This window comes from Candidatus Enterococcus wittei, assembly GCF_002140175.1.
Classification (GTDB): Bacteria; Bacillota; Bacilli; order Lactobacillales; family Enterococcaceae; genus Enterococcus_B; species Enterococcus_B wittei.
In genome coordinates this window covers 516,842-539,112 of the sequence record NZ_NGMO01000003.1, presented here as the reverse complement: position 1 = coordinate 539,112, position 22,271 = coordinate 516,842, and the positions used below count along the sequence as shown (strand labels likewise).

Sequence of the window (22,271 nt, the reverse complement as noted above, 5' to 3'; positions counted from 1 at the left end):
TTATTAATATAAATTAATTTTGCTTTAGCTCTTGTATTATTTAATTATCCATGTTATAGTAAATAAGTAATCTAATTTGAAACGTAATCTGAGCGATATATTCACACTATAAAAACTCCTTTTACAAAGTATTATTTAATTGCAACAAAACACGTATAATATACGTATCAGGAGGAAATATATATGAATAACGGTACAGTAAAATGGTTCAACGCAGATAAAGGTTTTGGTTTTATCACTGGTGAAGATGGCAATGATGTATTTGCACATTTCTCAGCTATCCAAGGTGATGGCTTCAAAACACTAGATGAAGGTCAAGCAGTGACCTACGATGTTGAAGATGGTCAACGTGGCCCTCAAGCAATCAATATTGTAAAATAATAGCGAATATTAGCCACCTCGGTTGAGGTGGCTTTTTTTTGTATTTGCCAAATGATGTTGATGAAGAGAAATCTTAGAATGATTGGTGAACAGAAAGAAGTATAGAGTAACAATTTTAGCTGAGGTGTTACTCTCCAATTATTTTCAATCTACAAAAATTGAGACCGTGGTATAAGCCATAACTAGACTAAAATATCCAAACTATATTTAGATGGTCTGCGCAATTCATCATGAATTATAACAAGAACTAACTATCAGAAAAAACATCAGTATAGTTTTGATATTTCACTTGTTGAAAGACTTATGGCGCAGTTCCATACATAGAAATTTAAGTTCAAGATCTCGACTCATGTGAGAAAGTCGAAAGATTAATATTATTTTTAGACGGTGTTTGGTTACTGTTAGACTGTTTCCGCCTGGATACTGCTGATACTACCTGCTGTTCTAAATTTAATAATCGCTGAGGTTGCTTTGTTTGATGGGTAGTTTCTTTCTGTATTCTATTATAATGCGAATGCAAGAAACTAGGATGAGGATGAGCCCATACATGTTGTTTTAGAAGAGAATCGCTCTCGTTGAAATAAATTAATTTAACGTTTCTTATTTTATTTTGTTTATGAATGATAAATTGTTCACCAGATGCTGTCGAATGATTCAATTCTGCTAGCGCCTTTTTTTCAGATTCCCCTAATTTAATTTGAACTTTAGATTTTTGTTCACTTACCTCCTTCTTCGTGAATAATTTTCTTAACTGTGCAAAAAATCGATTCATTCTAATCTCTCCTAGTTAGTTTATACACTCAGTATACGCAATAAAGCGAGAGATCTATGGCTAGTTTTTCGCAAATTAGAAACAATCGTTTTTATACGAAATGAACCCCACTCAACCATGATTGGTCGAGTGAGATTCATTTCACGTTAGGAATGAAATTCCTTGTTTTTATGAACTTTCAGTTTCGGATCAGTTAGGTTATTCTCAAGTTGTTCATTACCTTTTTTGCGTACCTAGCTCTTTGTGTTTCTTTACTTCAATGATTTTTTAGCTGGCAATTCTCTTTCGAATGATTGTTGTTTGAATTGATCTGTTGCTTATTCAGAAAAAATTTCCTTGCTTTAAATGCCCTCAATCTGGTTTGTATGAACAGCATAAATTTAATGATAATAGACAAGAGTAATAATTTTTTTTAAAATGGAAAGAATAGTTTAGGGAGAATTTGGCTAAACTATTTTATGATTAAAAAAATATAAGATTCCATACCCGAATTTTATACCCGAGAACAAAAAAATGCCACCACGCACACTCTTTTCCAAACTACCGAAGTAGCCAAGAGTGTACTGGTGACGTGGGTTTGGCACCCAATGGGCCGTGAGGGGCTCGAACCCGCGACCCGCTGATTAAGAGTCAGCTGCTCTACCAACTGAGCTAACGGCCCAACTAAAGTACTTAATTATAGTAGCACTATGATTTTTAAATTGCAAGACTCGTTTTAAATAAAAGCAAAAAAAATTTACACCTTCCTAGGAATTCATTCATAGAATATTCATAAATACTCGCTATGATAAAAGCATCCCAACCAACAAAGTTCTTGCAAAAGAACAAACCCTAACACTTTTTCATTTTTTACTCCTTTCCCGTCGCTTCTGCGGCGGGACTCTTTTTTTTATAAATCTAAAAATGGATGAATGATCGGGATTATGACGATTTTTTAGCTTTTTTTTTGTTATCAATCTATCTAGTCAAGATAACTAGATTGAATGTTTTTGATAACTTTGATAAGATATTATTGAGAATATTAAAGGAGACCTAATAATGGAAAAAATGCGACAGCAATTAATTGAATGGGGTGTCAACATTGAGACATTTCGCTTACCACATTGGGAAGAACTTCCTGATTTGGAACTTTATATGGATCAAGTGAAAACTCTGGTAGATAGATATTTGTCCCCAGTGATTCAAGGCGAGAAGCATCCGCTACTTACATCATCAATGGTGAACAATTATGTGAAATTAGGGTTAGTGCCAGCACCAGTTAAAAAAAGATATAACAAAGAACATGTGGCTTTCTTGATTGCAATTACGACACTAAAGCAAGTATTGACGATTCCAGAAATAAAAGAAGGCATCTTATTTCAGGGGAAAACAGTTGGAATACGAGAGGCTTATAACTTATTTTGTGATGAGCAAGAAAATGCGATACGAATGATCAGTCAATTAGCTCAAGGAAAACAACATGAACAAATTCTTAATCAAGAGATACCCGTCGAGTATATTGCTGTTCGATCAGCAACGCTGTCGTTTGCTATGAAATTATTAGCAGAAAAAACCATTAGTCTCGAAACAAGTTACTTATATGAGGAGAAAAAAAATGAAGAATAAAGTTGCAATTTTAGTAGATTCAGGTACAGATGTTCCACAAGAACTAATTGATATGTACAATATGTATGTAATTCCTTTGAAAATCATTTATAAAGATCGCGAATATACAGATAAAGTCGATATCACTCCGGAAGAGATTTTTAAGCGTTTACCAGAGGAAATCCCAGGAACTTCACTGCCAGATGGACAGTCTATCACTAAAATCTATGAAAAAATTAAAAGTGATGGCTATGAAAAGGTTTTAGCTGTCACGATTTCTAGTGGACTAAGTGGCACATATAATGTTGTACGCTTGGTAGCACAGGAACAAGAAGATTTGGAAACTTATGTATTAGATACTAAAAATATCGGAATTGGCGCAGGGTTTGCCGCTATCCAAGCAGCTAAATGGTTGGAAGATGATATGGCATGGGAACCGTTAATAGAAAACTTGAATGAACTAGTTAAGCGGACAAAAGTTTTTTTCAATGTAGCGACTCTTGAATATTTACAAAAAGGTGGTCGTATCGGACTGGTAGCCTCTATTTTAGGAAATGCATTAAAATTAAATCCGATTATTTCTTGTAACGAAGAAGGCATTTATTATACAGTAGGCAAAGCACGAGGAAGAAAAAAGAGTTTGGAAAAAACCGTTTCTTACGTGAGAGAAAGAATTGCGAATGCGAAAGTATTCAATTTAGCCGTTGCACATGGTGCGGCAGAGGAAGAAGCCATCGAAATGAAGGCCCGTCTAGAAAAAGAATTTCCAAATGTTAATCAAATCTATTTTGGCCAAATCTCACCGGCTTTGGTCGTTCATACAGGTCCAGGTTTATTAGGAGTGGGTGTACAAATCATCGAATAAAGCTAACTGTTCAGAACTTAAAACTGTATGCTGCATCATCAGCTGATTTTCAGTACTAGACTAAAAATTCAAAACGAAGGATTCTGAAAATAGGTAAAACTATTTTTAGGATCCTTCGTTTTTTTATGGAAGTTGAATCCATGACATCAGTTCATTTTTTGCTAGAGTTATGTTGCATTTTAAGTGATCATAACTCTTTAAAGTGGTAAATGGTCTGCAAATCAAAAGTGCTTCTCCAATAATTTAGTACGATTCTCCAAATATCCATAAGTTATCATAATCGCAGTGGTCATTTTTCCCTCACAGATCCTTGGGTTTGGTGGATTTATTCGACTAAGTTTATTTATCAAATATACTATTTTTAGTTACTTGAGTAAGGAGGGAGGGGAAAAAGAAGGTCAAATCCTTTCTAATCAGAGTGGTGTCAATAGATAATACAGCATTTACTATATTTTTCTGTCTCAATGATCTATCAAGTGTACATTTATTAATGAAAAATAGAAATAAAGCAAGTCTTGCTATCGGAAATATATTTTAAACAACATGGTGAGGGTAGAAACATTGATGGATGGTTCTACCCTCTAACTATTTGGTTTTTGTACTCTTTGGCAATATGAGTCTGTTAATATGACCTTTGTTTGAAAGTATAGGATAATATAAATTTCTCTTTAAATGAGACTTGAGCCGTAGGTTTTAAATAAAACTGTATAGTACAATATTAGAAACAACTGATGGAAATATGGAGGATACTATGAGAAATATAAGTCGAAAGAAACAAATTATCGTTACAGCTCTCTTGGTTTCAAGCCAAGTTTTATTAACAAATCCAACTGTCCTAGCAGTTGAAACAACATCAAGTGAAAAAATCGTACCAATTTCTGAAACCATTGATTCGACTGTTTCAACAACTTCTTCTGAAACAAAGACGACAGATAATACGAGTGAAAGATTACAAATCAATGCAGTAGCGATTGGTAATGCACTTACAAAAGACCAAGAAGAATATACTTTGGATAAGTTAGGTATCAAAGGAGAAACTCCTATTTATAAGACTACCGGAACTGATTTAATGACCTTTATCCCAGATGGTGGGTTTACTAAAGACTGGGCAGTATATAGTTCAGTAAGAATGCAGACACTTGATAAAGATGAAGGAATCATTGTAGATATTGCCACTCCAGAGAATATTACACGGATCACTGCCGCTCAATACCAAAATGCTGCTCTAACTGCTGGGATTACTGATGCGAAATTAACCGTTGCTTCTGCTGTTCCAATCGATGGTTCTGGTGCATTGGCGGGCGTGTATAAAATTGTTGAAGAGTCAGGTGGTATCATCAATCAAGATCGTGTGAGCGTGGCCCAAAACGAAATGGATGTCTTATCAACGATTACAGAAGAAAATAAAAATAAAGAAGGATATTCAGATGAAGCTTTGAATGCCGCACAAGAGCAAGCAAAAGAAGAGCTAGCGGCTCAAACGGCGGATGGAAAAGAATTGACCCAAAGCGACATCCAAACCACTGTCGAAAAAGCATTGAAAGACAATGGCTTGGAGGGAATCGTTACTTCTGATCAAGTGACTGAATTGACGACTTTGATGAATGATATGAAAGATAAAAATATTTTTGAAGACTTCGTCAAAGAGCTGGACCTTACAGAAGCACGTAAACAAATCGAAGAAAAGTCCAAAGGATTATGGGGAAACGTCAAAGATTTCTTTAGTGGTCTGTGGTCTTCGATTACGGGAGTATTCAGTAATGAGACAAAATAACCATGTCAAATAGAGCTTTTGACTGATTGTTATTGTGAAAAACTTTTAAGATAGAGAAATAATACTAGAAAACAAAAAAGCTTGATGGATGGGTTTCCAACATGTAACAGGAAACGATTGATCAAGCTTTTTTATTTTAGAATATGCTAAGAAGCTCTTAGTTTAGAAGTATCAACCAGTACATAAAAATCTTTTCATTTTTTTTTAGGTAGATTATCAAGTAATAGGTTAAGAAACTGCTTCTTCCTATTTTTATTGCTTTTGTATAGTAATTGCTCACTCTTTGATTTTGGAAATGGCGCGTCGAACTTTCGCAATGGAATCTTGGGCTTGTTCTCGATTCATAAACATCAATATAACATAAAGTGAGTCCATGATACTTAATTGAGAAATCCTTGAAGCTAAAGCTTCTGAACGGAACTCAGTTTCTTCAGAGATGGAAATGAAAACCACGTCTCCTAATTTAGCTAAAGGTGAGGCGGCATGACTTGTGATCACAATCACTTTTGCTCCATAGTCTTTAGCAATTTTTGCGAGTTCAATGGTTTCTTTTGACTTTCCGGTATGGGAAATCAAGATTGCGCAGTCATCAGGCGTTAATAACGCTGCCTCCATTAACTGGATATGATAATCAGTGCTGTGATAGACAGGGATAGGCGAGCGTAAGAATTTGTGGTATGCATCTGTAGCTACGATTTCTGATCCGCCAACACCAAAGAAAAAGAGTCTTTTTGAATGGGTGATCAGTTGAACTGCTTTATCTAAATCTTGTTCTTGCAACAATTTCCGTGTGTCTGATAAGGTGCTGATATTTGAATCAAAGACTTTATGAGCCATTGTCAACGGGCTATCCGTTTTTTGGATATTTTCGTGAATCGAAAGAGCGGATAAATCATTTTCCTGCATGAGCATGGCCATTTTGAAATCTTTGAAACCGTTGTACCCAATTTTTTTTGTAAACTGAAAAAAAGTAGAATCAGCAATCCCTAGTTCGTGAGCGAGATCACTAATAGAACTATGGATAACTTTGTTGGGATGTTCAAGGATATAATCAGCGATTGCTTGTTCTTTAGGACTCAAGTCTTTATAAAGGGTCTTGATTTTTAAGCGAATCGAAACAGTCATTGTTTTTTCTCCTTTTTGATAACAATCATAGTAGTTTCTGACTTAAGGTACAACTATTTTTATCAAAATGCAAATAAAAAATATTTTTTTAATTTATGTTTACAAAAAAATATTTTTTTGTATAATGAGAAGTGTAAATGAAAGCGCTATCCTTTTTGGTTTTATAATTTATTTGGAGAAAGATATAGATAAAAAATAAATAAGTCATTTGAAAAATAAATTGGTCACTGAGACATATTTGTAAAAAATTGGATGAAGAACAGTTGAAAAGATCGTATTTATGAATGTTTGAATAGAAGGAGAGTGGAAGAGATTTTTTTACATAGCATCCTAGGTTTTTGAGGTCAATGTTATGTAGTTAGAAAAAAGTTTAGACTTTAATAGAGGAGGGGAAACATGACTAACTATAAGATTGCCATCGTCAATTCCAGTAGCTTTGGAAAAATATTCCCAAAACATATTCGGAGACTCGAAAAAATTGGAGGAGTGACTCATTTTGATGTAGATAGTGAAATCTCGGGGAAAGAATTAGCAACCCTTTTAACTGGTTATAATCTCATTGTTGCCAGTGTTACGCCTTATTTTACCAAAGAATTTTTTGAGCATAAAGATGAACTGATTCTAATCACTCGTCATGGGATTGGGTATAACAATATTGATCTAGAAGCCGCTAAAAAACATCAAACGATCGTATCGATCATACCGGCGTTAGTGGAACGAGATGCTGTGGCTGAAAACAATGTGACAAATCTACTTGCTCTTTTAAGATGTACAGTCGAATCAAATGCCAAAGTTCGGCAAGATCAATGGGAAAAACGAGCACATTTTGTAGGTCGGGCATTATTCAATAAAACAGTAGGTGTCATTGGAGTCGGCAATACTGGAAGTTGCGTAGTAGAGATCTTGCGTAATGGGTTTCGCTGTGAAGTGTTAGCGTATGATCCTTATAAATCAGCGCTACACATCCAAAGTTACGGTGGTAAAAAAGTGGATTTAGATGAGTTACTCACTCGTTCCGATATCATTTGTCTATGTGCGAACTTGACTGAAGAAAACTATCATATGATTTCTACGGAAGAAATCGCTAAAATGAAGGAAAATGTTTATCTTTCAAATAGTGCTCGAGGCGCATTGTTAGATGAACAAGCGATTGTAAGCGGTTTATATACAGGTAAGATTGCCGGTTTAGCAACAGACGTTCTCGAAGAAGAGCCTGGACGTAAAGATCATCCTTATCTTGCATTTGAAAATGTGGTTATGACTCCGCATACCTCTGCTTATACAATGGAATGTCTGGAGCAGATGGGCGAAAAATGCGTGAGTGATATCGAACAGATCGTCCAAAAAAAATTACCAGAACGTGCGGTACAAGCTCAAAGTGATTTCCTTGTACGTTCATGAAGGAGTGGAGGAATTGTTAATCGACTTAAAAGTAAAGGCAGGACCTCAGTTTTATCGTTATCACGAAGGTGCACTTGATTTTGTTCCCGAATTGTTAAAAGAGTACCAAGTGAAACGTTTGCTTGTTGTTCATGGATCGGTTTCGTGGGAAAAGGCTAGACCAAGATTAACTTTTTTGGATGATCCAGCACAAGAGGTGTTTTTCCATTCATATACTGGAGAATGCAGTTACATGGGGGCTGATATGATTAAGCAAAAAGTAGAACAACAACAGATCGATTTTATTTTAGGGGTAGGTGGTGGGAAATTAGCGGATTTAGTTGGTTATGCCGCACACCTTGCAAATATTCCGTTTGGAGTGGTTCCAACCTTAGCGAGTAATTGTGCTCCTTGGACACCGTTAGCTGTGATGTACAAAGAAAATGGTGAATCAGAAGGGAAATCGGAACATTTCTTACGACAAGCGGCTTTTTTGATCACCGATCCTCAGCTAGTGATTGATGCCCCTATTTCATACTTTATTGCAGGTTTAGCAGATACATTAGCCAAGTGGTATGAGTCAGAAGCGATTTTAGCGCAACCCGAACTACAAAATGAACCATTCTTGCAAATAGCTGGATATACAGCAAAGCTTTGTGAATCAGCTATTATGACACAATCGCAAAAGGCAATTTGCGGGATACAAACGCAAGAAGTGACAGAAGAGTTTATTCATCTATCAGAGATGATCATGGCAGCATCCGGTTTAGTGGGGGGATTGGGAGATAAATATGCACGCAATGCTGCTGCTCATGCCATGCATGATGCTATCAGCAAGTATCTGCCGAAAAGTCATCGGTTTTTACATGGGGAAAAAGTAGCTTATGGGATTTTTTATCAGTTAGCCATTGAAGAAAAATGGTCAACAATCGATCAGTTACTCCCTTTTTATCAAGAGTTTAAATTACCAATGTCGTTACATCAAATGGCAATCTATCCTGAAGATCCTCAAATCATTGATCAGTTGGTAGATTTTATCGCTTCGAAAGAAAAAGTTCATTTGATTCCAGTGTCTACTACTAAAGAACGACTGAAACAAGCTATTTTTGATGTAGAAAATTATATAGCACAGTGTTAGGAGGAGAAAAAATTGGAAACATTAAGTATGACACAAAGTTTACTGATTGCTTTATGGGTTGCTTCGGTCATGTCACGATGGCTAGGAGGAGGCGCGACTTTGACGCTTCGTTTTTCACCATTGATGACTGGTTTGGTTGTAGGAATTGTGATGGGGGATGTACCCCAAGCAATGATTGTTACTGCCGCTTTACAAATGATTTACATGGGCGTTTTTTCTCCAGGGGGATCGATGCCAGCTGAACCATCCATTGCTGCTGCAATTGCAGTTCCTGTAGCGTTATTAGGAAATCTGAAACCAGAAGCTGCGATTGCAGTGGCTGTTCCAGTAGGATTGTTAGGAAGTTATCTGTATCAGTTTCGTTTCTTTATCAATACCTTTTTAGGAAAATATACAGATAAAGCAGTAGAAGATTTAAACACTAAAGCAATCAAACGTTCGATTATTCTATATCCAACCGTGGCATCATTTATTTTATTTGTCCCACTTGTTTTTATCGCACTATATCTTGGAGCGCCACTGATTGCAGATGTTATCCATGCACTTGAAGGAACAGTAGTGATCCATATCTTAGAAGTAGTCGGTGGCGGATTAGCAGCTATTGGGATTGCTACAACAGTGTATGTCATCGGTCGTAAAGATTACATGGTGTTCTTTTTCTTAGCTTATTTCATGAGTGTCGTGTTGAAATCCTTAGAGATCACAATGGTCACTTATGCCATCTTTGGGGTCTTGTTCGCTTTGATTTTTGTTCAATCACAAAAAGGAAAATTAGCGCCTACTACTGCTACAAATACGTCAAGTCCATCATTTGAAGATGATGACGATTATGACGATGGATTCTAAGAGAAAAGGAGGAATAAAAATGACAGAAGCAGAGAAAATAACGCACGAAGCTCCAGAAGAAATTACCAAAAAAGATGTAACTAAAGCTTATCTGAGATGGCATTTTGCCAATGAGATCCCCCATTCATTTGAACGTTACTTAGCCCCTTCGCTTTTATATGCGATGATGCCGATTCTTCGAAAATTGTATAAAAATGAGGATGATCTGAAAGCTGCTTACAGACGACAGTTACTATTTTTTAATACACAATTGAGTTGGGGTGGTGGAGTCATCACAGGACTGATGTCTTCCATGGAACAACAACGAGCGGAAGAAGAACATAAAAACCAAGAGATTATGATGCAAGATGATTTGATGTATAACACAAAAGCTGGATTAATGGGTGCTTTAGCAGGAATAGGAGATGCCATCGATTCGGGAACGGTACAGTATATCTTTATTGCAATTGCTGTTCCTTGGGCGCAACAAGGTAGTCCGTTAGGCGCGATTTTTCCTTTTGTTTGTTTTGCCTTATACCAAGCTTGTTTAGGAGTTTTCTTTGCCAGACAATCTTTTGCTATGGGTCGTAATGCGACAGGATTGATGCAAAGTACAGGAGTTCAGACGGCAATTGAGACATTGTCAGTGCTTGGGTTGTTTATGATGGGGGTACTTGCAGGAAACTATGTGAATGTCTCCTCTTCACTAAAATTTGATATTTCAGGACGGGAATTTATCATCCAAGATATTCTCGACCAGATCGTTCCAGGAATCTTGCCGTTAGCAGTAGTGATGGGAGTCTACTGGTTCTATACGAAAAAAGGATTGAAAGTCACGCAAGCTTTGCTTTGGTTGACGTTGATTCTAATTATTTTAGCCGGTGTCGGTATTTTATAGAAAAGGAAGTGTCAATAATGGGTGTAATAAATTTAGCAAGAGTAGATGAACGTTTGATCCATGGACAAGTGATGATGACGTTGTCTCAAAAAAGTGGAGTCAATTCTATATTTGTAGTTGACGATGTAGTTGCCAAGGATAAATTTATGCGAGAACTATACAAAAATGCTGGAAGCCGAACTGGACAAAAAACTATCGTTGTAACACCAGAAAAGGCTAAATTTTATTGGGACGAATATGCCTTTAAAGACTATAACTGCATCTTGATTGCCAAAACTGTCAGCGTTATTTATGACCTCGTCAAACATGGAGTACCCATGAAAGAGTTGAATATCGGAGGAATCGCACAAAAAGACCCCGAAAAGGACATACTGGTGACTAAGTCTGTTTATTTGAATAAATCAGATGCTGAAAAACTAAAAGAAATGAATGAGCAGTATGGTGTTGAAACGATTTATTTCCAAGCCACACCTTCCGCACCAAAATCAACGTTGAAAGATGTTTTGAAACAATTTGAATGATCAAGTACAAGGAGAGGTCGTGAATTTCGACAGTATCAACGTTTCAAACAGTTTTCTTATCAGGCAATATATTGCAAGCCACTAGGATTTTGAAACCCATACACACTTACTAGTGAATCTCAAGGAAAGGAGGAGTGGACATGGTACAAAGTGCAGTCTTCAATGATTGGTTATTTCGTTATGGTTATATCTACCGTTACCGATTAAGTGATCGTAGCAAACGAAAGTTTTTAAAGGCATTGGTGATGGATATTGCACAAATCAGGAAAGACATACAAGTGATTGAGTATGATCAACAAAGAAAGGCAGTGTCAAGAAATGTATATGTAGGAGATATTGCCACAGCTAAGCGGGTCATCTGCACTTACTATGATACACCTCCGCAACATGTCGGTGACTATCCATTCTTTGATCGGCAAAAACAAGGACGCCAAACGACTCGCTTTATTTCCATCAGTACTTTGGTGACTATTTTCATAGGATTAAGTGTCACTTGGTTTTATAGCCAAAACACACCAAAGGACCTGGTTTTCTTTTCGTGGCCAATGTTTTTTATAGCATTCGCTTTTGCCCTTTATTTTATATTTTTAAGTCGAGTGACAAAAGGAATGTTAAGACAACGGAACCTGACTCGTAATACCTCTTCGGTTTTAGCGTTACTGTTGTTGATCCAAAATAATGCAAGAAAAGATACTGCTTTTGCTTTTATAGATGAGGGCAGCTATGGTGAGCGTGGGCTAGAAGTTCTACTTGATTCTACCAATGAAAAGGCGACGATTTTTTACTTAGATTCGATTGGTGCAAAAGCTCCATTACATGCCTTGGGAAAGGGATTTGATATTGAAGAGTTGACTCGTTTAGGCATCACTCATGGAGTCAGTCAAAAAAACAAGATCAGCTATGTATTTAGTGGGGATCAAAAAGAAAATAACCACTACTACTTGTCAAAAAAAGCGTTACGACAAAAAGAAATGAATACGGAAAATTTAAATAAGGTTATTGCTTTATTTCAGTGAAGTATATTAAATCAGAGGATCATTTTATCAAAGGAGGGGGAAAAGTGTTAGGAATCGTACTTGCAACACATGGCACACTCAGTGATGGTTTAAAAGATGCAGCCAACGTCATTATGGGTTCGGTCAATAACATGGTCACCGTCAATTTAAAACAAGAAGATGATGTACAAATGTTTGGTGAAAAAATCACAAAAGCGATTTATCAAGTGGATCAAAAAGAGGGAGTACTTGTTTTAGTGGATGTTGTGAGTGCTAGTCCATACAATCAGTCTCTTTTGGCGGTCAGTCAGTTAGCAAAAGGGGTTAAGGAAGAGACTTATGTTATTGGTGGAACAAATTTGCCAATGTTGTTAGAGGCAATCAATCATCAATTATTACACACACCAATCGCTACAGCTGCAAAAGCAGTGATGGAACAAGGAAAAGATAGTATCGATTTGTGGCATGCGTTATCGCAAAAAGTAGCAGTAGAAGAAGATGAAGATGATTTTTAAGGAGGAATGTTGACGATGAGATGGGGGTTTAGATGGTATGGGGAACAAGGGGATTCGATTCCTTTAAAAAATATACGACAAATACCTGGAATCAACGGTGTGATCGGTACTTTATTGAATAAAATGCCTGGAGACGTCTGGGAAGTATCTGAAATTGAAGAATTAAAACAATCCGTTCAAATAGAAGAACTCAATCTATTAGGAATTGAGAGTGTAGCTATCCACGATGCCATTAAAGCAGGAACGAAAGAACGCGATCATTATATCGATAACTATATCCAGACCATCAAAAATCTTTCTGCTTGTGGTGTCAACCTGATCTGTTATAGTTTCAAACCAATTTTTGGTTGGGCAAAAACAAATCTTTTCTATGAAAATGAAGATGGCAGTTTCTCTTTACTCTATGATCAAGCAGTCGTTGATGACATGGATCCTAGTGAGATGTATACGCTGATTCACAGTCAATCAAAAGGATTCAAGTTGCCTGGTTGGGAAGAAGAACGATTGCAAAAGTTCCATCAATTGATGGAGATCTATGAAGGTGTTAATGAAGAGAATCTCTTTAATAATCTAGCTTATTTCTTAAAGCGCATTATTCCTGTGTGTGAAGAAATGGATGTAAAAATGGCGATTCACCCGGATGATCCACCATGGGAGATCTTTGGCTTGCCTCGTATCACTAAAAATGTGACCGATTTGAAAAAAATTTTGGCCATTGTAGATTCTCCATATAACGGAATCACTTTATGTACAGGATCCCTAGGGGCTGATCCTCAAAATGATCTAGTGAAAATCATTCATGAAGTGGGTGATCGTATCAATTTTGTCCATTTCCGAAATGTTCTTTTTATGGGGGATCATAAATTCAAAGAATCAGCGCATCTAACGACAGAAGGTTCTTTAGATATGTATGCCATTATGAACGCATTAGTAGAAGTTGGATTTGATGGAGTGATTCGTCCCGATCATGGTCGAACAATCTGGGGAGAGGTAGCAATGCCAGGGTACGGCCTATACGATCGTGCTATTGGGATCAGCTATTTACAAGGGTTACATGAAGCTGTTATCAAAAGTCGATTGCAAGGAGAAAGTGAGTGATTTTCATGCATAAAATACCAAAAAATGTATATGAGGAACTAGCTGCTACGAAAGTCTTGCCACTTTACACAGCTACCGACTTGTATTATTTACAAAGGTTAGAAGAACTATTGATTAAGCATGAGCTCCGTTTGATCGAAGTTACATTTCGTAGTGATCATGCATTGACAGCTATCGAGCGATTAGCACGATCTGGTGCACTAATAGTAGGAGCTGGCACAGTCAGAACAGTCACTGAAGCTGAACAAGCTGTCGCAAAAGGCGCCCAATTTATCGTATCACCGGCCATCGTACCAGAAGTGATTGACTACTGCTTAGAAAATCAGATACCAGTATTTCCTGGTGTAGCGACTCCAAATGACATCCAACGAGCAATGTCTCATAATCTTAAAGTCGTTAAGTTTTTCCCAGCAGATATTTATGGTGGCGTACAAGCAATCCACGCCTTGAGCGGTCCATTTTACGATATTCAATTCTTACCTACTGGCGGTGTGACTACTGCTAACTGTTTAGATTATCTAATGCACGATCAAGTCATTGCTGTCGGTGGTTCCTTCATTATCTCGGAAAAAATGTTGGAAGATAGCTACAAAGCAGATGAGCATTTATCCTACTTAAAAACAATAATCAGTAAATAGCAATGGCTACTGCTGGTAGTAGTTCTATGTTTTTTGCGATTTTAGTATTCGGATAATGGATTCCTCAAATAGTTATCAACTCCTTATAACTGATAATCAAAAAGGAGAAATTTGAATATTGATCCGTCTTTTTAAGTATACTGAAGGGGCTATGTTTGTGCATAGCTCTTTTTATATTTACACAGGAAAATGAGTATAAACTGATAAACAGAGTGAGATTTACTTAGAGATAACGGGACAGATTATAAATGAATACAATAAAAAGGAGTGAATTTTATTCATTCTCAGTTCAAATAAGTTTACATGGAAACTAGCTGTCGCCTGCTTGATAACGAATATAGGAGATTCAATAGCCCAAACTATCGCTACGTCAGCAAGTCTAACAAAATAAATATATAGTCGTACCTCTTAAGTGTGTTGGATTTTTGTAAGAAATCGTTAGCTCTTTTTTAGAAAGATGAAACCTGATGCGAAATGCGGTATAATGAGAAAGAATGACAATATTAAATAAGAGGTGGCTCTTTATGAAAAAGATTTTAGTTGTCGATGACGAAAAGCCGATTTCGGATATCGTTAAGTTTAATTTAGCCAAAGAAGGCTATGATGTTTATACTGCGTATGACGGGGAAGAAGCGTTAGCGAAAGTCGCTGAAGTGGAACCTGATTTGATTTTATTAGATTTGATGTTACCAAAAATGGATGGCTTAGAAGTGGCACGGGAAGTCCGCAAAACGTATGATATGCCTATTATCATGGTGACAGCAAAAGATTCTGAAATTGACAAAGTATTAGGTTTAGAACTTGGAGCAGATGATTATGTCACGAAGCCATTTTCAAATCGTGAATTAGTAGCACGCGTGAAAGCAAACCTTCGTCGGGGGGCTACTGCATCAAAAGAAGCGGAGGAAGTGACCCCTTCAGAACTAATTATTGGTGATTTGACGATTCATCCAGATGCTTATATGGTCACAAAACGAGGCGAGACGATCGAATTGACCCATCGTGAATTCGAATTGCTGTTTTATTTAGCAAAACATATTGGTCAAGTGATGACAAGAGAACACTTACTCCAAACTGTATGGGGCTATGATTACTTTGGTGATGTTCGTACAGTAGATGTAACTGTCCGTCGATTACGGGAAAAAATTGAAGATAATCCGAGTCATCCTAATTATTTAGTAACACGTCGAGGCGTAGGATATTACTTACGTAATCAGGAACAGGAGTAGTTGGATGAAAGGAAAAGTCCGTTTTTTTCGATCAGTCAATTTTAAAATAGCGATCACGTTTATTTTGATTTTACTGATCTCAATTGAAATTATTGGTGCTTATTTTATAAGAGGGCTAGAACGTTCAACGATCAACACCTTCATTAAAGATATGAACCAAACAGTGGAGACTTTAGCAACAACGATCAGTCCAGAGCTGAATCGCAAAGAAAATGAAAGTATCGATATCGATGATGTGAACTCGAATATCAAACGTTTTATTGAAACAAGTGCTTCCAGTGATATTATTGAAATTCGAGTAGTCGATGAAAAAGGCATCATCCGTGCAACGACCGATGTAAGTGAACAAGGATCTGTCGGCAAGAAGAATGACTATGTAGATATCAATGATTTTACAACAAAGCGCTATGTGGCTTTGGATGATGAAGGCAGACGAGTGAATATCAATATCCAACCCATCCTGTCCCCGACCGGCGACGCCGTTATCGGGGCTCTTTACGTGAAAAGCGATATTGAACAAAAGTATTCTGAAATCAATAATACTGCTTTGATATTTTTTACAGCTTCTCTGATTGCGGCTTTTATATCTATGGTTGTTTCGGTCCTAGTCGCACGATCCATTACACAACCGATTGGTGAAATGCGGGAACAGGCGATCCGTATTGCGAGGGGAGATTATAGCCGTAAAGTAAAGGTCCATGGGCATGATGAGTTAGGTCAGTTAGCAGAAACATTTAACCAGTTGGCTGAACGAATCGAAGAAGCCCAAGATACAATGGAAGCTGAACGTAATCGTTTAGACAGTGTGTTATCTCACATGACAGATGGAGTCATAGCAACAGATCGTCGAGGGAAAGTGATTACAATCAACGACATGGCTGTCTCATTATTAGATGTGAAAAATGAAGAAGCCATCGGTCAATCGATCTTGACATTGTTAGATATTGAAGAAGAATATACGTTACGAAAGCTTCTGGAAGATCCGAACGAAATGGTTCTTGATCGTTCGACAGGGGCAATGGAAAAGGATCAAATGATTTTACGCGTTGATTTTTCAATGATCCGTAGAGAATCTGGGTTTATCAGTGGTTTAGTTGCTGTTTTGCATGATGTGACGGAACAAGAAAAAACCGAACGTGAACGTCGTGAATTTGTATCAAATGTTTCTCACGAATTGCGTACACCTTTAACAAGTATGCGTAGTTACATCGAAGCATTGAGTGAAGGAGCATGGAAAGATGAAGAAATAGCGCCGAATTTCTTGAAAGTAACGCTGGATGAAACGGATCGAATGATTCGAATGATCAATGATTTGTTGAATCTTTCAAGAATGGATACAGGGAATACACATTTGCAGCTAGAATATGTCAATTTTAATGAATTGGTCAATTTTGTTCTTGATCGTTTTGATATGATGGTAGGAAATCAGGAGAAAAACTATACGATTCGACGAGAATTTACGCAAAGAGATCTTTGGGTAGAAATAGATACAGATAAAATTATTCAAGTGATCGATAATATTATGAATAATGCTATTAAGTATTCCCCAGATGGCGGTGCGATTACTTGTCGTTTGTTAGAAACACATAATAACATTATTTTAAGTATCACAGACCAAGGACTAGGCATCCCTAAAAAAGACTTGAATCGGGTATTTGAGCGGTTTTACCGAGTGGACAAAGCAAGAGCAAGAGCACAAGGTGGTACGGGCTTGGGTCTTGCGATTTCTCGTGAAGTCGTGAAAGCACACCGAGGCGCAATTTGGGCAGAAAGTAAAGAAGGCCAAGGCTCTACATTCTATATTTCTTTACCGTATGAACCATATGAGGAGGAATGGTGGGAATGAAGATTTCTGAAAAATTCATACGAATCGGCTTGATTTCGATGATTGGATTAAGCCTATACTTTTCTTATGCTATTTGGCTAAGCCCAGCTGGGAAAACCTCCGTCAGTTTAGAAGAAAGTAATTCACAAGTAGTGGAATCGCAAAATTATCGAAAGGTTTCAGAAATATTTTTACCTTTACATCTTACATGGTTTAAGTCTGGCAAAATCAAAGAGACGAATAGTGAAAATCTGATTTCACAGATTCATACATTAATTGGTGATGCCAGATTTGGTAATCTGTCTGAGATAGTAGAAACAAACCAAGAAAAATTTGATCAGGCGAAAGCCATCACTGATGGCTTTGTGTTTACGTACAATGCAACGTTTTTACTAAGTGAATATAAAGATGCCTTTGGATTAAATATTGATACTAGTCAAACTAAAAGTGCGGATGATATTTACTTTAACAGTGTCCAATTTAATAAAAAGGATGAAAAAGTCCGGTTTGTCAATTATCAGCAGCATACGATTTACGAAGCTAGCCTTTCAATGGACTGGCAAGAAATGGAACAGAAATTAAATACACCCGATATCAGATGGACACCAATGTCGAAAGCAATTTCTCCTATTGAAACGCAACGCAATAGTCAAGGACCAATCAGGTTGAAAAAATACAGCTATATTCTTTCACAACAACCTTATACTGTTTTTCGAAATGCTTTTTTTGAAACTCCAGATAAGGTCAAAAATAATGATGATAGTAATGAACTGATTTTTTATGATGGGAATGAAACGTTAACGATTCATTCAGCTAATCAAATCGTTGATTTTCGGGGAGAATTACTTACCAATGAGGAAAACGCCAATATATTCGATGAAAGTTTCACTTATGTTAGCAAGTTAGGCAGTGCTTTAGGGAATATCCGTTACTTTGATCGAAACAAAAACCAAATTGATTATCGGATTTTTGTTGAAGGCTTCCCAGTATTTGGTTCTGAAAGTAAAGGAAAGATCAGTATGGAGATTGGTGAGGAACAAGCAAATAAACAAGTCAATATTCAAACCAGTTTGAATACGATCCAAGTTCCTATCCCTTCAGAAGATGAAGTGGAATTACCAAATACAGATGATGTCTTTCAGTCATTAATCGATAAAGGAGCGAAAGAGAGAGATATTGGGTTAATTATTGTTGGTTATACATGGCAAAATATTAAAGAAACCAATCGAGTGGTTGACTTATTGCCTGAATGGTATGTGAAATATCAAGATAATTGGTATTCTGCGAATGATTTATTAGCAAAATTATCTGGAACGGGGGCGGAATAAATGGATTTTAAAAAGATCGAGTGGATTTTTTTCGTCGCCTTTCTAGGTTTGAATATCTTTTTATTCAGTAGTTATCATGAGACAGCGAATCAAGAGAATAATGTGATTCGTTCAGATCAGACAGAATCAATTCAACAACGTCTAGCAAGTGATAATATATCTTATATCGGTCATTTTTCTTCTGAAAATAAGCAAGGTTACTATTTGAGTGCTGAAGAAACAAACTTAAGTCAGACGCTTTCTCAATATAGACAAAAAGAAACAAAGAACAAAGGATTACTAGATAGTGGTGTGTCAGTTAATGACAATTTGTTAATAAAAACGTTATCGAATTCGGAGTCTGAAAATACAGATCTTAACCCTGATCGATTAGCCAGTACATTGAATATTTTTCTAGATAATAAATCAGATGTATTATTTGGTTCTGAATACATCTATATGAAAAATTTTTCTGAACTAGATAGTGATGTTCCTGAAATCACAGCTAGTCAAACCTATGAAGGACTTCCTTTTTATGATGATACGGCTAAAATTGTTCTTTCGCTAGATGAGGTGGATGATAAATATCACATCAGTAAGTACACGCAGACGCACCTCTCCCACATTGAACAACTCAGAGAAAAAACCGAATTACATACAGAAGAAGAAGCAATCAATACCTTGTATGTAAATAATAAGATTTCAAGAGGGTCAAAAATTCTTTGGCGACAATTAGCTTATTCACGTATTTTGAAAGTACGCGAAAAAAATGTTTACGTACCTGTCTGGTATGTAGCGATTGAAACTGCAGATAAAACAAAGCAAATCGAAACAGTCAATGCTTTTAGTAATACGATTATTACAAATAATTCGATCCCAAAGGTGGAACATCATTAAAAAAGTAGGTATAATGAAAAAAGTTTACAATGTAAGAAGGGAAGTAGAGTAATAAAATGGCTGAAGAAAAAACAGCTTTCAAAATCAGCATCCTTGCAAGCGGAAGTTCAGGGAATTCGCTATATATCGAAAGTGATAAAAAAAGACTTCTGGTAGATGCAGGACTGAGTGGGAAAAAAATCACTTCCTTAATGGCACAAATTGACCGAACACCAGACCAACTTGATGGGATTTTAGTGACCCATGAACATCGAGATCACATCCATGGCGTAGGAGTTTTAGCTCGTAAATATCACTTGGATATTTTTGCCAATGAAAAAACATGGGAAGCGATGGCACCAATGATTGGTAATGTGCCGATCGAACAGAAACATCTGTTTGAAATGGGAAAAGTCCAAACGTTTGGTGATCTAGATATAGAAAGCTTTGGTGTCTCCCACGATGCTGCAGCCCCTCAATTCTATCGTTTCCACAAAGCGAATCGCTCCTTCGTGATGTTGACTGATACAGGTTATTGTAGCGATTATATGCGAGGGATCATTGAAAATGCAGACGGGTATCTTATGGAGAGTAATCATGATTTGGAGATGTTGCGGATGGGGCCGTATCCTTGGAATTTAAAACAACGGATCTTAGGGGATCGTGGTCATTTATCCAATGAAGATGGTGCGCTCGTTATGACGGATGTCATTGGTGATCGAACAAAAAGAATCTATCTAGGTCATTTAAGTAAAGAAAACAATATGAAAGAATTAGCTCATCTCACGATGGAAAATATCCTTAGAGAAAAGGATATGGGTGTGGGATACGATTTTGATATTTGCGATACCGACCCAGACTCTGCCACAGATTTATTCTCCATTTAGTTAGAAAAATAAAGACGGGGTTTAGCACATCTAATAACTCAAATAAAAAAAGAAGAAGCATTCAGTTCAACTGAGGCCATGGGAAAGATGTCGAGAAAAATCGAGTCTTAGTCAGAAACTCGAATAGGCATTTCCAAAATAAAAACATACTAAGATTAGTGGGTAAGATATTCGACGGAATATCTTACCCACTATTTCTCTTAGTCGAGCGTGGAACAAAAGCATCATTTACTTTTGTTCCACGCTCTAAATACATATAAAAGGCGGGAGCAGAAGCAATTCCTTCGGAAATAAGCCGAAGTTCACAAAAATTTGAAAAGCAATTTTCGTGAATGCCTTCTTATTTCTCGGAGTGAACCACTTCTGTCCCGACCTCTTTTTAGGTGAGCAATCGTTAGAGAAAATAATTAATAATATCTGTATTAGATTAGTCCTTTTTGAAGGGCAAGTTGTGCTAGAATCACCAGTGTGTTCATCCCAATATGGGTAATCATGGATGTCCAGATGCGACCAGTTGCTTTATATTGCCAGCTAAAGAAAAAACCTAATAGGAAATAGACAAGTAAATGACCATCATTATGAGCGAATGCAAAAAGTAGCGAGCTGACGACAGCACCTATCCAAAAATTGGTGTAATAGCCAATAATCCCTAAAATGCTACGACGAAAAACAAATTCTTCCATGATTGGTCCTGCAATCGTTGTAGCAACAATAAATGCAGGTGCATCTAAAATCAATTGAATAATATTTTGCGTATTTTCTGATGGACCACTTTCACCAAATAAAAAACTTTCAATCATGACAGCGATGCTTTGTAGAATCAATGCTGCAAAAATACCTATAATTCCGTAAAGGATGATTTTTGTACGAGAAGCGATAGGAATCATTGATTCTATTGCTAACGGCTCTTTTTGTTTTGCATATAAGAAGCCTAAGACCAATGCGCCTAAAATGTAAGTAATCGTAGTAGCATTGATCAAATCAGTCGTTGTTCGTACAAGTCCAACTGAAGTAAGGATTAAGGGAGAAATAAATACAAGTCCGTAACAAAATATACTGAGAAAGCTGTATTTTTTTAGTGACATAAAACGCCTCCTTGAATAATAAGTCGAAAATGGAATACTTTGTAGTAAAGAACGTATTTTATTATACCATACCTTTCTTGTTGCCTATTGCATAGTTGAAAGTGAATCAATCGCTGATCAACCATTCTGTTAGACAGATACTGATTTAGCACAAAGTACAAACAAGTGAAACTCTCATAATATAGGTGGAAAATGCCTGTTTAGTTCTGAAAGATAGTCAGTTAAGAATGTAATCAGTGACATTTATTTAAGTACTTTGGTTAGTATCTTATAGCTAAGCGATGATGATAATCTAGACTTTTGTCCGTTCACCAAAGATAATAAGTAAAAAAATAAAAATGAGAAGAGCTATTTTGTGTTTTTTTGTCTTACTAATCGGATCAAAATGCTGCTGTCACAACCTTAACCACGGTGTTCCATCAACTGATCCTCAGCACTAAGCCTAAAAAGCACAAAATATGTAAAGCTATTTTGTGTTTTTTTTTCTTACTGCTCGGATCAAAACGTTGCTGTCACAACCTTAACCACGGTGTTCCATCAACTGATCCTCAGC

Annotated in this window: 21 protein-coding genes and 1 tRNA gene; 18 read left to right on the top strand and 4 right to left on the bottom strand. The window is 36.7% G+C overall.

Annotation, left to right across the window (positions count from 1 at the left end):
* Positions 1 to 183 precede the first annotated feature (183 nt).
* Positions 184 to 381 (top strand): cold-shock protein, encoded by a 198-nt coding sequence (locus A5844_RS10245; protein WP_086285082.1) that lies wholly within the window; start codon positions 184 to 186, stop codon positions 379 to 381.
* A 334-nt stretch (positions 382 to 715) separates the two neighbouring features.
* Here the strand turns inward: A5844_RS10245 and A5844_RS10240 are convergent, their stop codons facing one another.
* Both A5844_RS10240 and A5844_RS10235 read right to left on the bottom strand, forming a co-directional pair.
* The gene (locus A5844_RS10240; RefSeq protein ID WP_086285081.1) at positions 716 to 1,153 is read right to left on the bottom strand and encodes a hypothetical protein; all 438 of its coding nucleotides are present in this window, start codon (positions 1,151 to 1,153) and stop codon (positions 716 to 718) included.
* A gap of 588 nt (positions 1,154 to 1,741) precedes the next feature.
* Positions 1,742 to 1,814, bottom strand: a tRNA-Lys gene (locus tag A5844_RS10235).
* A gap of 377 nt (positions 1,815 to 2,191) precedes the next feature.
* On the opposite strand from A5844_RS10235, the gene A5844_RS10230 reads away from it, so the two are divergent.
* The 3 genes from A5844_RS10230 to A5844_RS10220 all read left to right on the top strand — a co-directional run bounded on the left by A5844_RS10230 (position 2,192) and on the right by A5844_RS10220 (position 5,376).
* Complete coding sequence (locus tag A5844_RS10230; RefSeq protein WP_086285080.1) at positions 2,192 to 2,758, top strand: DUF1836 domain-containing protein; 567 nt, start codon at positions 2,192 to 2,194, stop codon at positions 2,756 to 2,758.
* Positions 2,748 to 3,602 (top strand): DegV family protein, encoded by an 855-nt coding sequence (locus A5844_RS10225; protein ID WP_086285079.1) that lies wholly within the window; start codon positions 2,748 to 2,750, stop codon positions 3,600 to 3,602. Before A5844_RS10230 ends, A5844_RS10225 begins: the two co-directional genes overlap by 11 nt.
* 751 nt (positions 3,603 to 4,353) lie before the next feature.
* A complete protein-coding gene (locus A5844_RS10220; protein WP_086285078.1) occupies positions 4,354 to 5,376 on the top strand; it encodes a DUF1002 domain-containing protein in 1,023 nt (340 codons plus the stop codon).
* Between the two features lie 276 nt (positions 5,377 to 5,652).
* Here the strand turns inward: A5844_RS10220 and A5844_RS10215 are convergent, their stop codons facing one another.
* A complete protein-coding gene (locus tag A5844_RS10215; RefSeq protein WP_086285077.1) occupies positions 5,653 to 6,501 on the bottom strand; it encodes a MurR/RpiR family transcriptional regulator in 849 nt (282 codons plus the stop codon).
* A gap of 396 nt (positions 6,502 to 6,897) precedes the next feature.
* Here A5844_RS10215 and A5844_RS10210 point away from each other — a divergent pair, with 396 nt between their 5' ends.
* From A5844_RS10210 to walJ, 14 genes are all read left to right on the top strand, one after another.
* A complete protein-coding gene (locus tag A5844_RS10210; RefSeq protein WP_086285076.1) occupies positions 6,898 to 7,902 on the top strand; it encodes a D-isomer specific 2-hydroxyacid dehydrogenase family protein in 1,005 nt (334 codons plus the stop codon).
* Between the two features lie 13 nt (positions 7,903 to 7,915).
* The gene (locus A5844_RS10205; RefSeq protein ID WP_086285075.1) at positions 7,916 to 9,019 is read left to right on the top strand and encodes an iron-containing alcohol dehydrogenase family protein; all 1,104 of its coding nucleotides are present in this window, start codon (positions 7,916 to 7,918) and stop codon (positions 9,017 to 9,019) included.
* 12 nt (positions 9,020 to 9,031) lie between these two features.
* A complete protein-coding gene (locus tag A5844_RS10200; RefSeq protein WP_086285074.1) occupies positions 9,032 to 9,865 on the top strand; it encodes a PTS mannose/fructose/sorbose/N-acetylgalactosamine transporter subunit IIC in 834 nt (277 codons plus the stop codon).
* 19 nt (positions 9,866 to 9,884) lie between these two features.
* Entirely contained in the window at positions 9,885 to 10,742 is an 858-nt protein-coding gene (locus A5844_RS10195) for a PTS system mannose/fructose/sorbose family transporter subunit IID (RefSeq protein WP_086285073.1), read from the top strand.
* Positions 10,743 to 10,759: 17 nt separating this feature from the next.
* Entirely contained in the window at positions 10,760 to 11,263 is a 504-nt protein-coding gene (locus tag A5844_RS10190) for a PTS sugar transporter subunit IIB (RefSeq protein ID WP_086285072.1), read from the top strand.
* 140 nt (positions 11,264 to 11,403) lie between these two features.
* Positions 11,404 to 12,279, top strand: coding sequence for a hypothetical protein (locus tag A5844_RS10185; RefSeq protein ID WP_086285071.1), 876 nt, complete (start codon positions 11,404 to 11,406; stop codon positions 12,277 to 12,279).
* Positions 12,280 to 12,323: 44 nt separating this feature from the next.
* Positions 12,324 to 12,773 carry a PTS sugar transporter subunit IIA gene (locus A5844_RS10180; RefSeq protein ID WP_086285070.1) on the top strand — a complete coding sequence of 150 codons (450 nt, stop codon included), beginning with the start codon at positions 12,324 to 12,326 and terminating at the stop codon, positions 12,771 to 12,773.
* A gap of 15 nt (positions 12,774 to 12,788) precedes the next feature.
* On the top strand, positions 12,789 to 13,871 hold the full coding sequence (uxuA, locus tag A5844_RS10175) for a mannonate dehydratase (RefSeq protein ID WP_086285069.1): 1,083 nt from the start codon (positions 12,789 to 12,791) through the stop codon (positions 13,869 to 13,871).
* A 5-nt stretch (positions 13,872 to 13,876) separates the two neighbouring features.
* Entirely contained in the window at positions 13,877 to 14,509 is a 633-nt protein-coding gene (locus tag A5844_RS10170) for a bifunctional 4-hydroxy-2-oxoglutarate aldolase/2-dehydro-3-deoxy-phosphogluconate aldolase (protein ID WP_086285260.1), read from the top strand.
* 524 nt (positions 14,510 to 15,033) lie between these two features.
* Positions 15,034 to 15,738 (top strand): response regulator YycF, encoded by a 705-nt coding sequence (gene yycF, locus A5844_RS10165; protein ID WP_086285068.1) that lies wholly within the window; start codon positions 15,034 to 15,036, stop codon positions 15,736 to 15,738.
* A 4-nt stretch (positions 15,739 to 15,742) separates the two neighbouring features.
* The gene (gene walK, locus A5844_RS10160; RefSeq protein ID WP_086285067.1) at positions 15,743 to 17,584 is read left to right on the top strand and encodes a cell wall metabolism sensor histidine kinase WalK; all 1,842 of its coding nucleotides are present in this window, start codon (positions 15,743 to 15,745) and stop codon (positions 17,582 to 17,584) included.
* Positions 17,581 to 18,891 carry a YycH family regulatory protein gene (locus tag A5844_RS10155; protein ID WP_086285066.1) on the top strand — a complete coding sequence of 437 codons (1,311 nt, stop codon included), beginning with the start codon at positions 17,581 to 17,583 and terminating at the stop codon, positions 18,889 to 18,891. The genes walK and A5844_RS10155 overlap by 4 nt, the downstream gene beginning before the upstream one ends.
* Positions 18,892 to 19,767 carry a two-component system regulatory protein YycI gene (locus A5844_RS10150; RefSeq protein WP_086285065.1) on the top strand — a complete coding sequence of 292 codons (876 nt, stop codon included), beginning with the start codon at positions 18,892 to 18,894 and terminating at the stop codon, positions 19,765 to 19,767. It abuts the gene before it with no gap.
* A gap of 56 nt (positions 19,768 to 19,823) precedes the next feature.
* Positions 19,824 to 20,633: an exodeoxyribonuclease WalJ gene (gene walJ / locus A5844_RS10145; protein WP_086285064.1), complete on the top strand. Its 810-nt coding sequence runs from the start codon at positions 19,824 to 19,826 to the stop codon at positions 20,631 to 20,633.
* A 422-nt stretch (positions 20,634 to 21,055) separates the two neighbouring features.
* Here walJ and A5844_RS10140 read toward each other — a convergent pair whose 3' ends face one another.
* On the bottom strand, positions 21,056 to 21,718 hold the full coding sequence (locus tag A5844_RS10140; RefSeq protein WP_086285063.1) for a CPBP family intramembrane glutamic endopeptidase: 663 nt from the start codon (positions 21,716 to 21,718) through the stop codon (positions 21,056 to 21,058).
* Positions 21,719 to 22,271 lie beyond the last annotated feature (553 nt).

Bases quoted from the DNA above. Each gene is read 5' to 3' on its own strand.
- uxuA (WP_086285069.1), top strand. From the start codon at position 12,789: ATGAGATGGGGGTTTAGATGGTATGGGGAACAAGGGGATTCGATTCCT.
- A5844_RS10210 (WP_086285076.1), top strand. From the start codon at position 6,898: ATGACTAACTATAAGATTGCCATCGTCAATTCCAGTAGCTTTGGAAAA.
- A5844_RS10225 (WP_086285079.1), top strand. From the start codon at position 2,748: ATGAAGAATAAAGTTGCAATTTTAGTAGATTCAGGTACAGATGTTCCA.
- A5844_RS10240 (WP_086285081.1), bottom strand. From the start codon at position 1,153: ATGAATCGATTTTTTGCACAGTTAAGAAAATTATTCACGAAGAAGGAG.
- A5844_RS10245 (WP_086285082.1), top strand. From the start codon at position 184: ATGAATAACGGTACAGTAAAATGGTTCAACGCAGATAAAGGTTTTGGT.
- A5844_RS10190 (WP_086285072.1), top strand. From the start codon at position 10,760: ATGGGTGTAATAAATTTAGCAAGAGTAGATGAACGTTTGATCCATGGA.
- walK (WP_086285067.1), top strand. From the start codon at position 15,743: ATGAAAGGAAAAGTCCGTTTTTTTCGATCAGTCAATTTTAAAATAGCG.
- A5844_RS10170 (WP_086285260.1), top strand. From the start codon at position 13,877: ATGCATAAAATACCAAAAAATGTATATGAGGAACTAGCTGCTACGAAA.
- yycF (WP_086285068.1), top strand. From the start codon at position 15,034: ATGAAAAAGATTTTAGTTGTCGATGACGAAAAGCCGATTTCGGATATC.
- walJ (WP_086285064.1), top strand. From the start codon at position 19,824: ATGGCTGAAGAAAAAACAGCTTTCAAAATCAGCATCCTTGCAAGCGGA.
- A5844_RS10140 (WP_086285063.1), bottom strand. From the start codon at position 21,718: ATGTCACTAAAAAAATACAGCTTTCTCAGTATATTTTGTTACGGACTT.
- A5844_RS10155 (WP_086285066.1), top strand. From the start codon at position 17,581: ATGAAGATTTCTGAAAAATTCATACGAATCGGCTTGATTTCGATGATT.
- A5844_RS10185 (WP_086285071.1), top strand. From the start codon at position 11,404: ATGGTACAAAGTGCAGTCTTCAATGATTGGTTATTTCGTTATGGTTAT.
- A5844_RS10195 (WP_086285073.1), top strand. From the start codon at position 9,885: ATGACAGAAGCAGAGAAAATAACGCACGAAGCTCCAGAAGAAATTACC.
- A5844_RS10230 (WP_086285080.1), top strand. From the start codon at position 2,192: ATGGAAAAAATGCGACAGCAATTAATTGAATGGGGTGTCAACATTGAG.
- A5844_RS10220 (WP_086285078.1), top strand. From the start codon at position 4,354: ATGAGAAATATAAGTCGAAAGAAACAAATTATCGTTACAGCTCTCTTG.
- A5844_RS10215 (WP_086285077.1), bottom strand. From the start codon at position 6,501: ATGACTGTTTCGATTCGCTTAAAAATCAAGACCCTTTATAAAGACTTG.
- A5844_RS10150 (WP_086285065.1), top strand. From the start codon at position 18,892: ATGGATTTTAAAAAGATCGAGTGGATTTTTTTCGTCGCCTTTCTAGGT.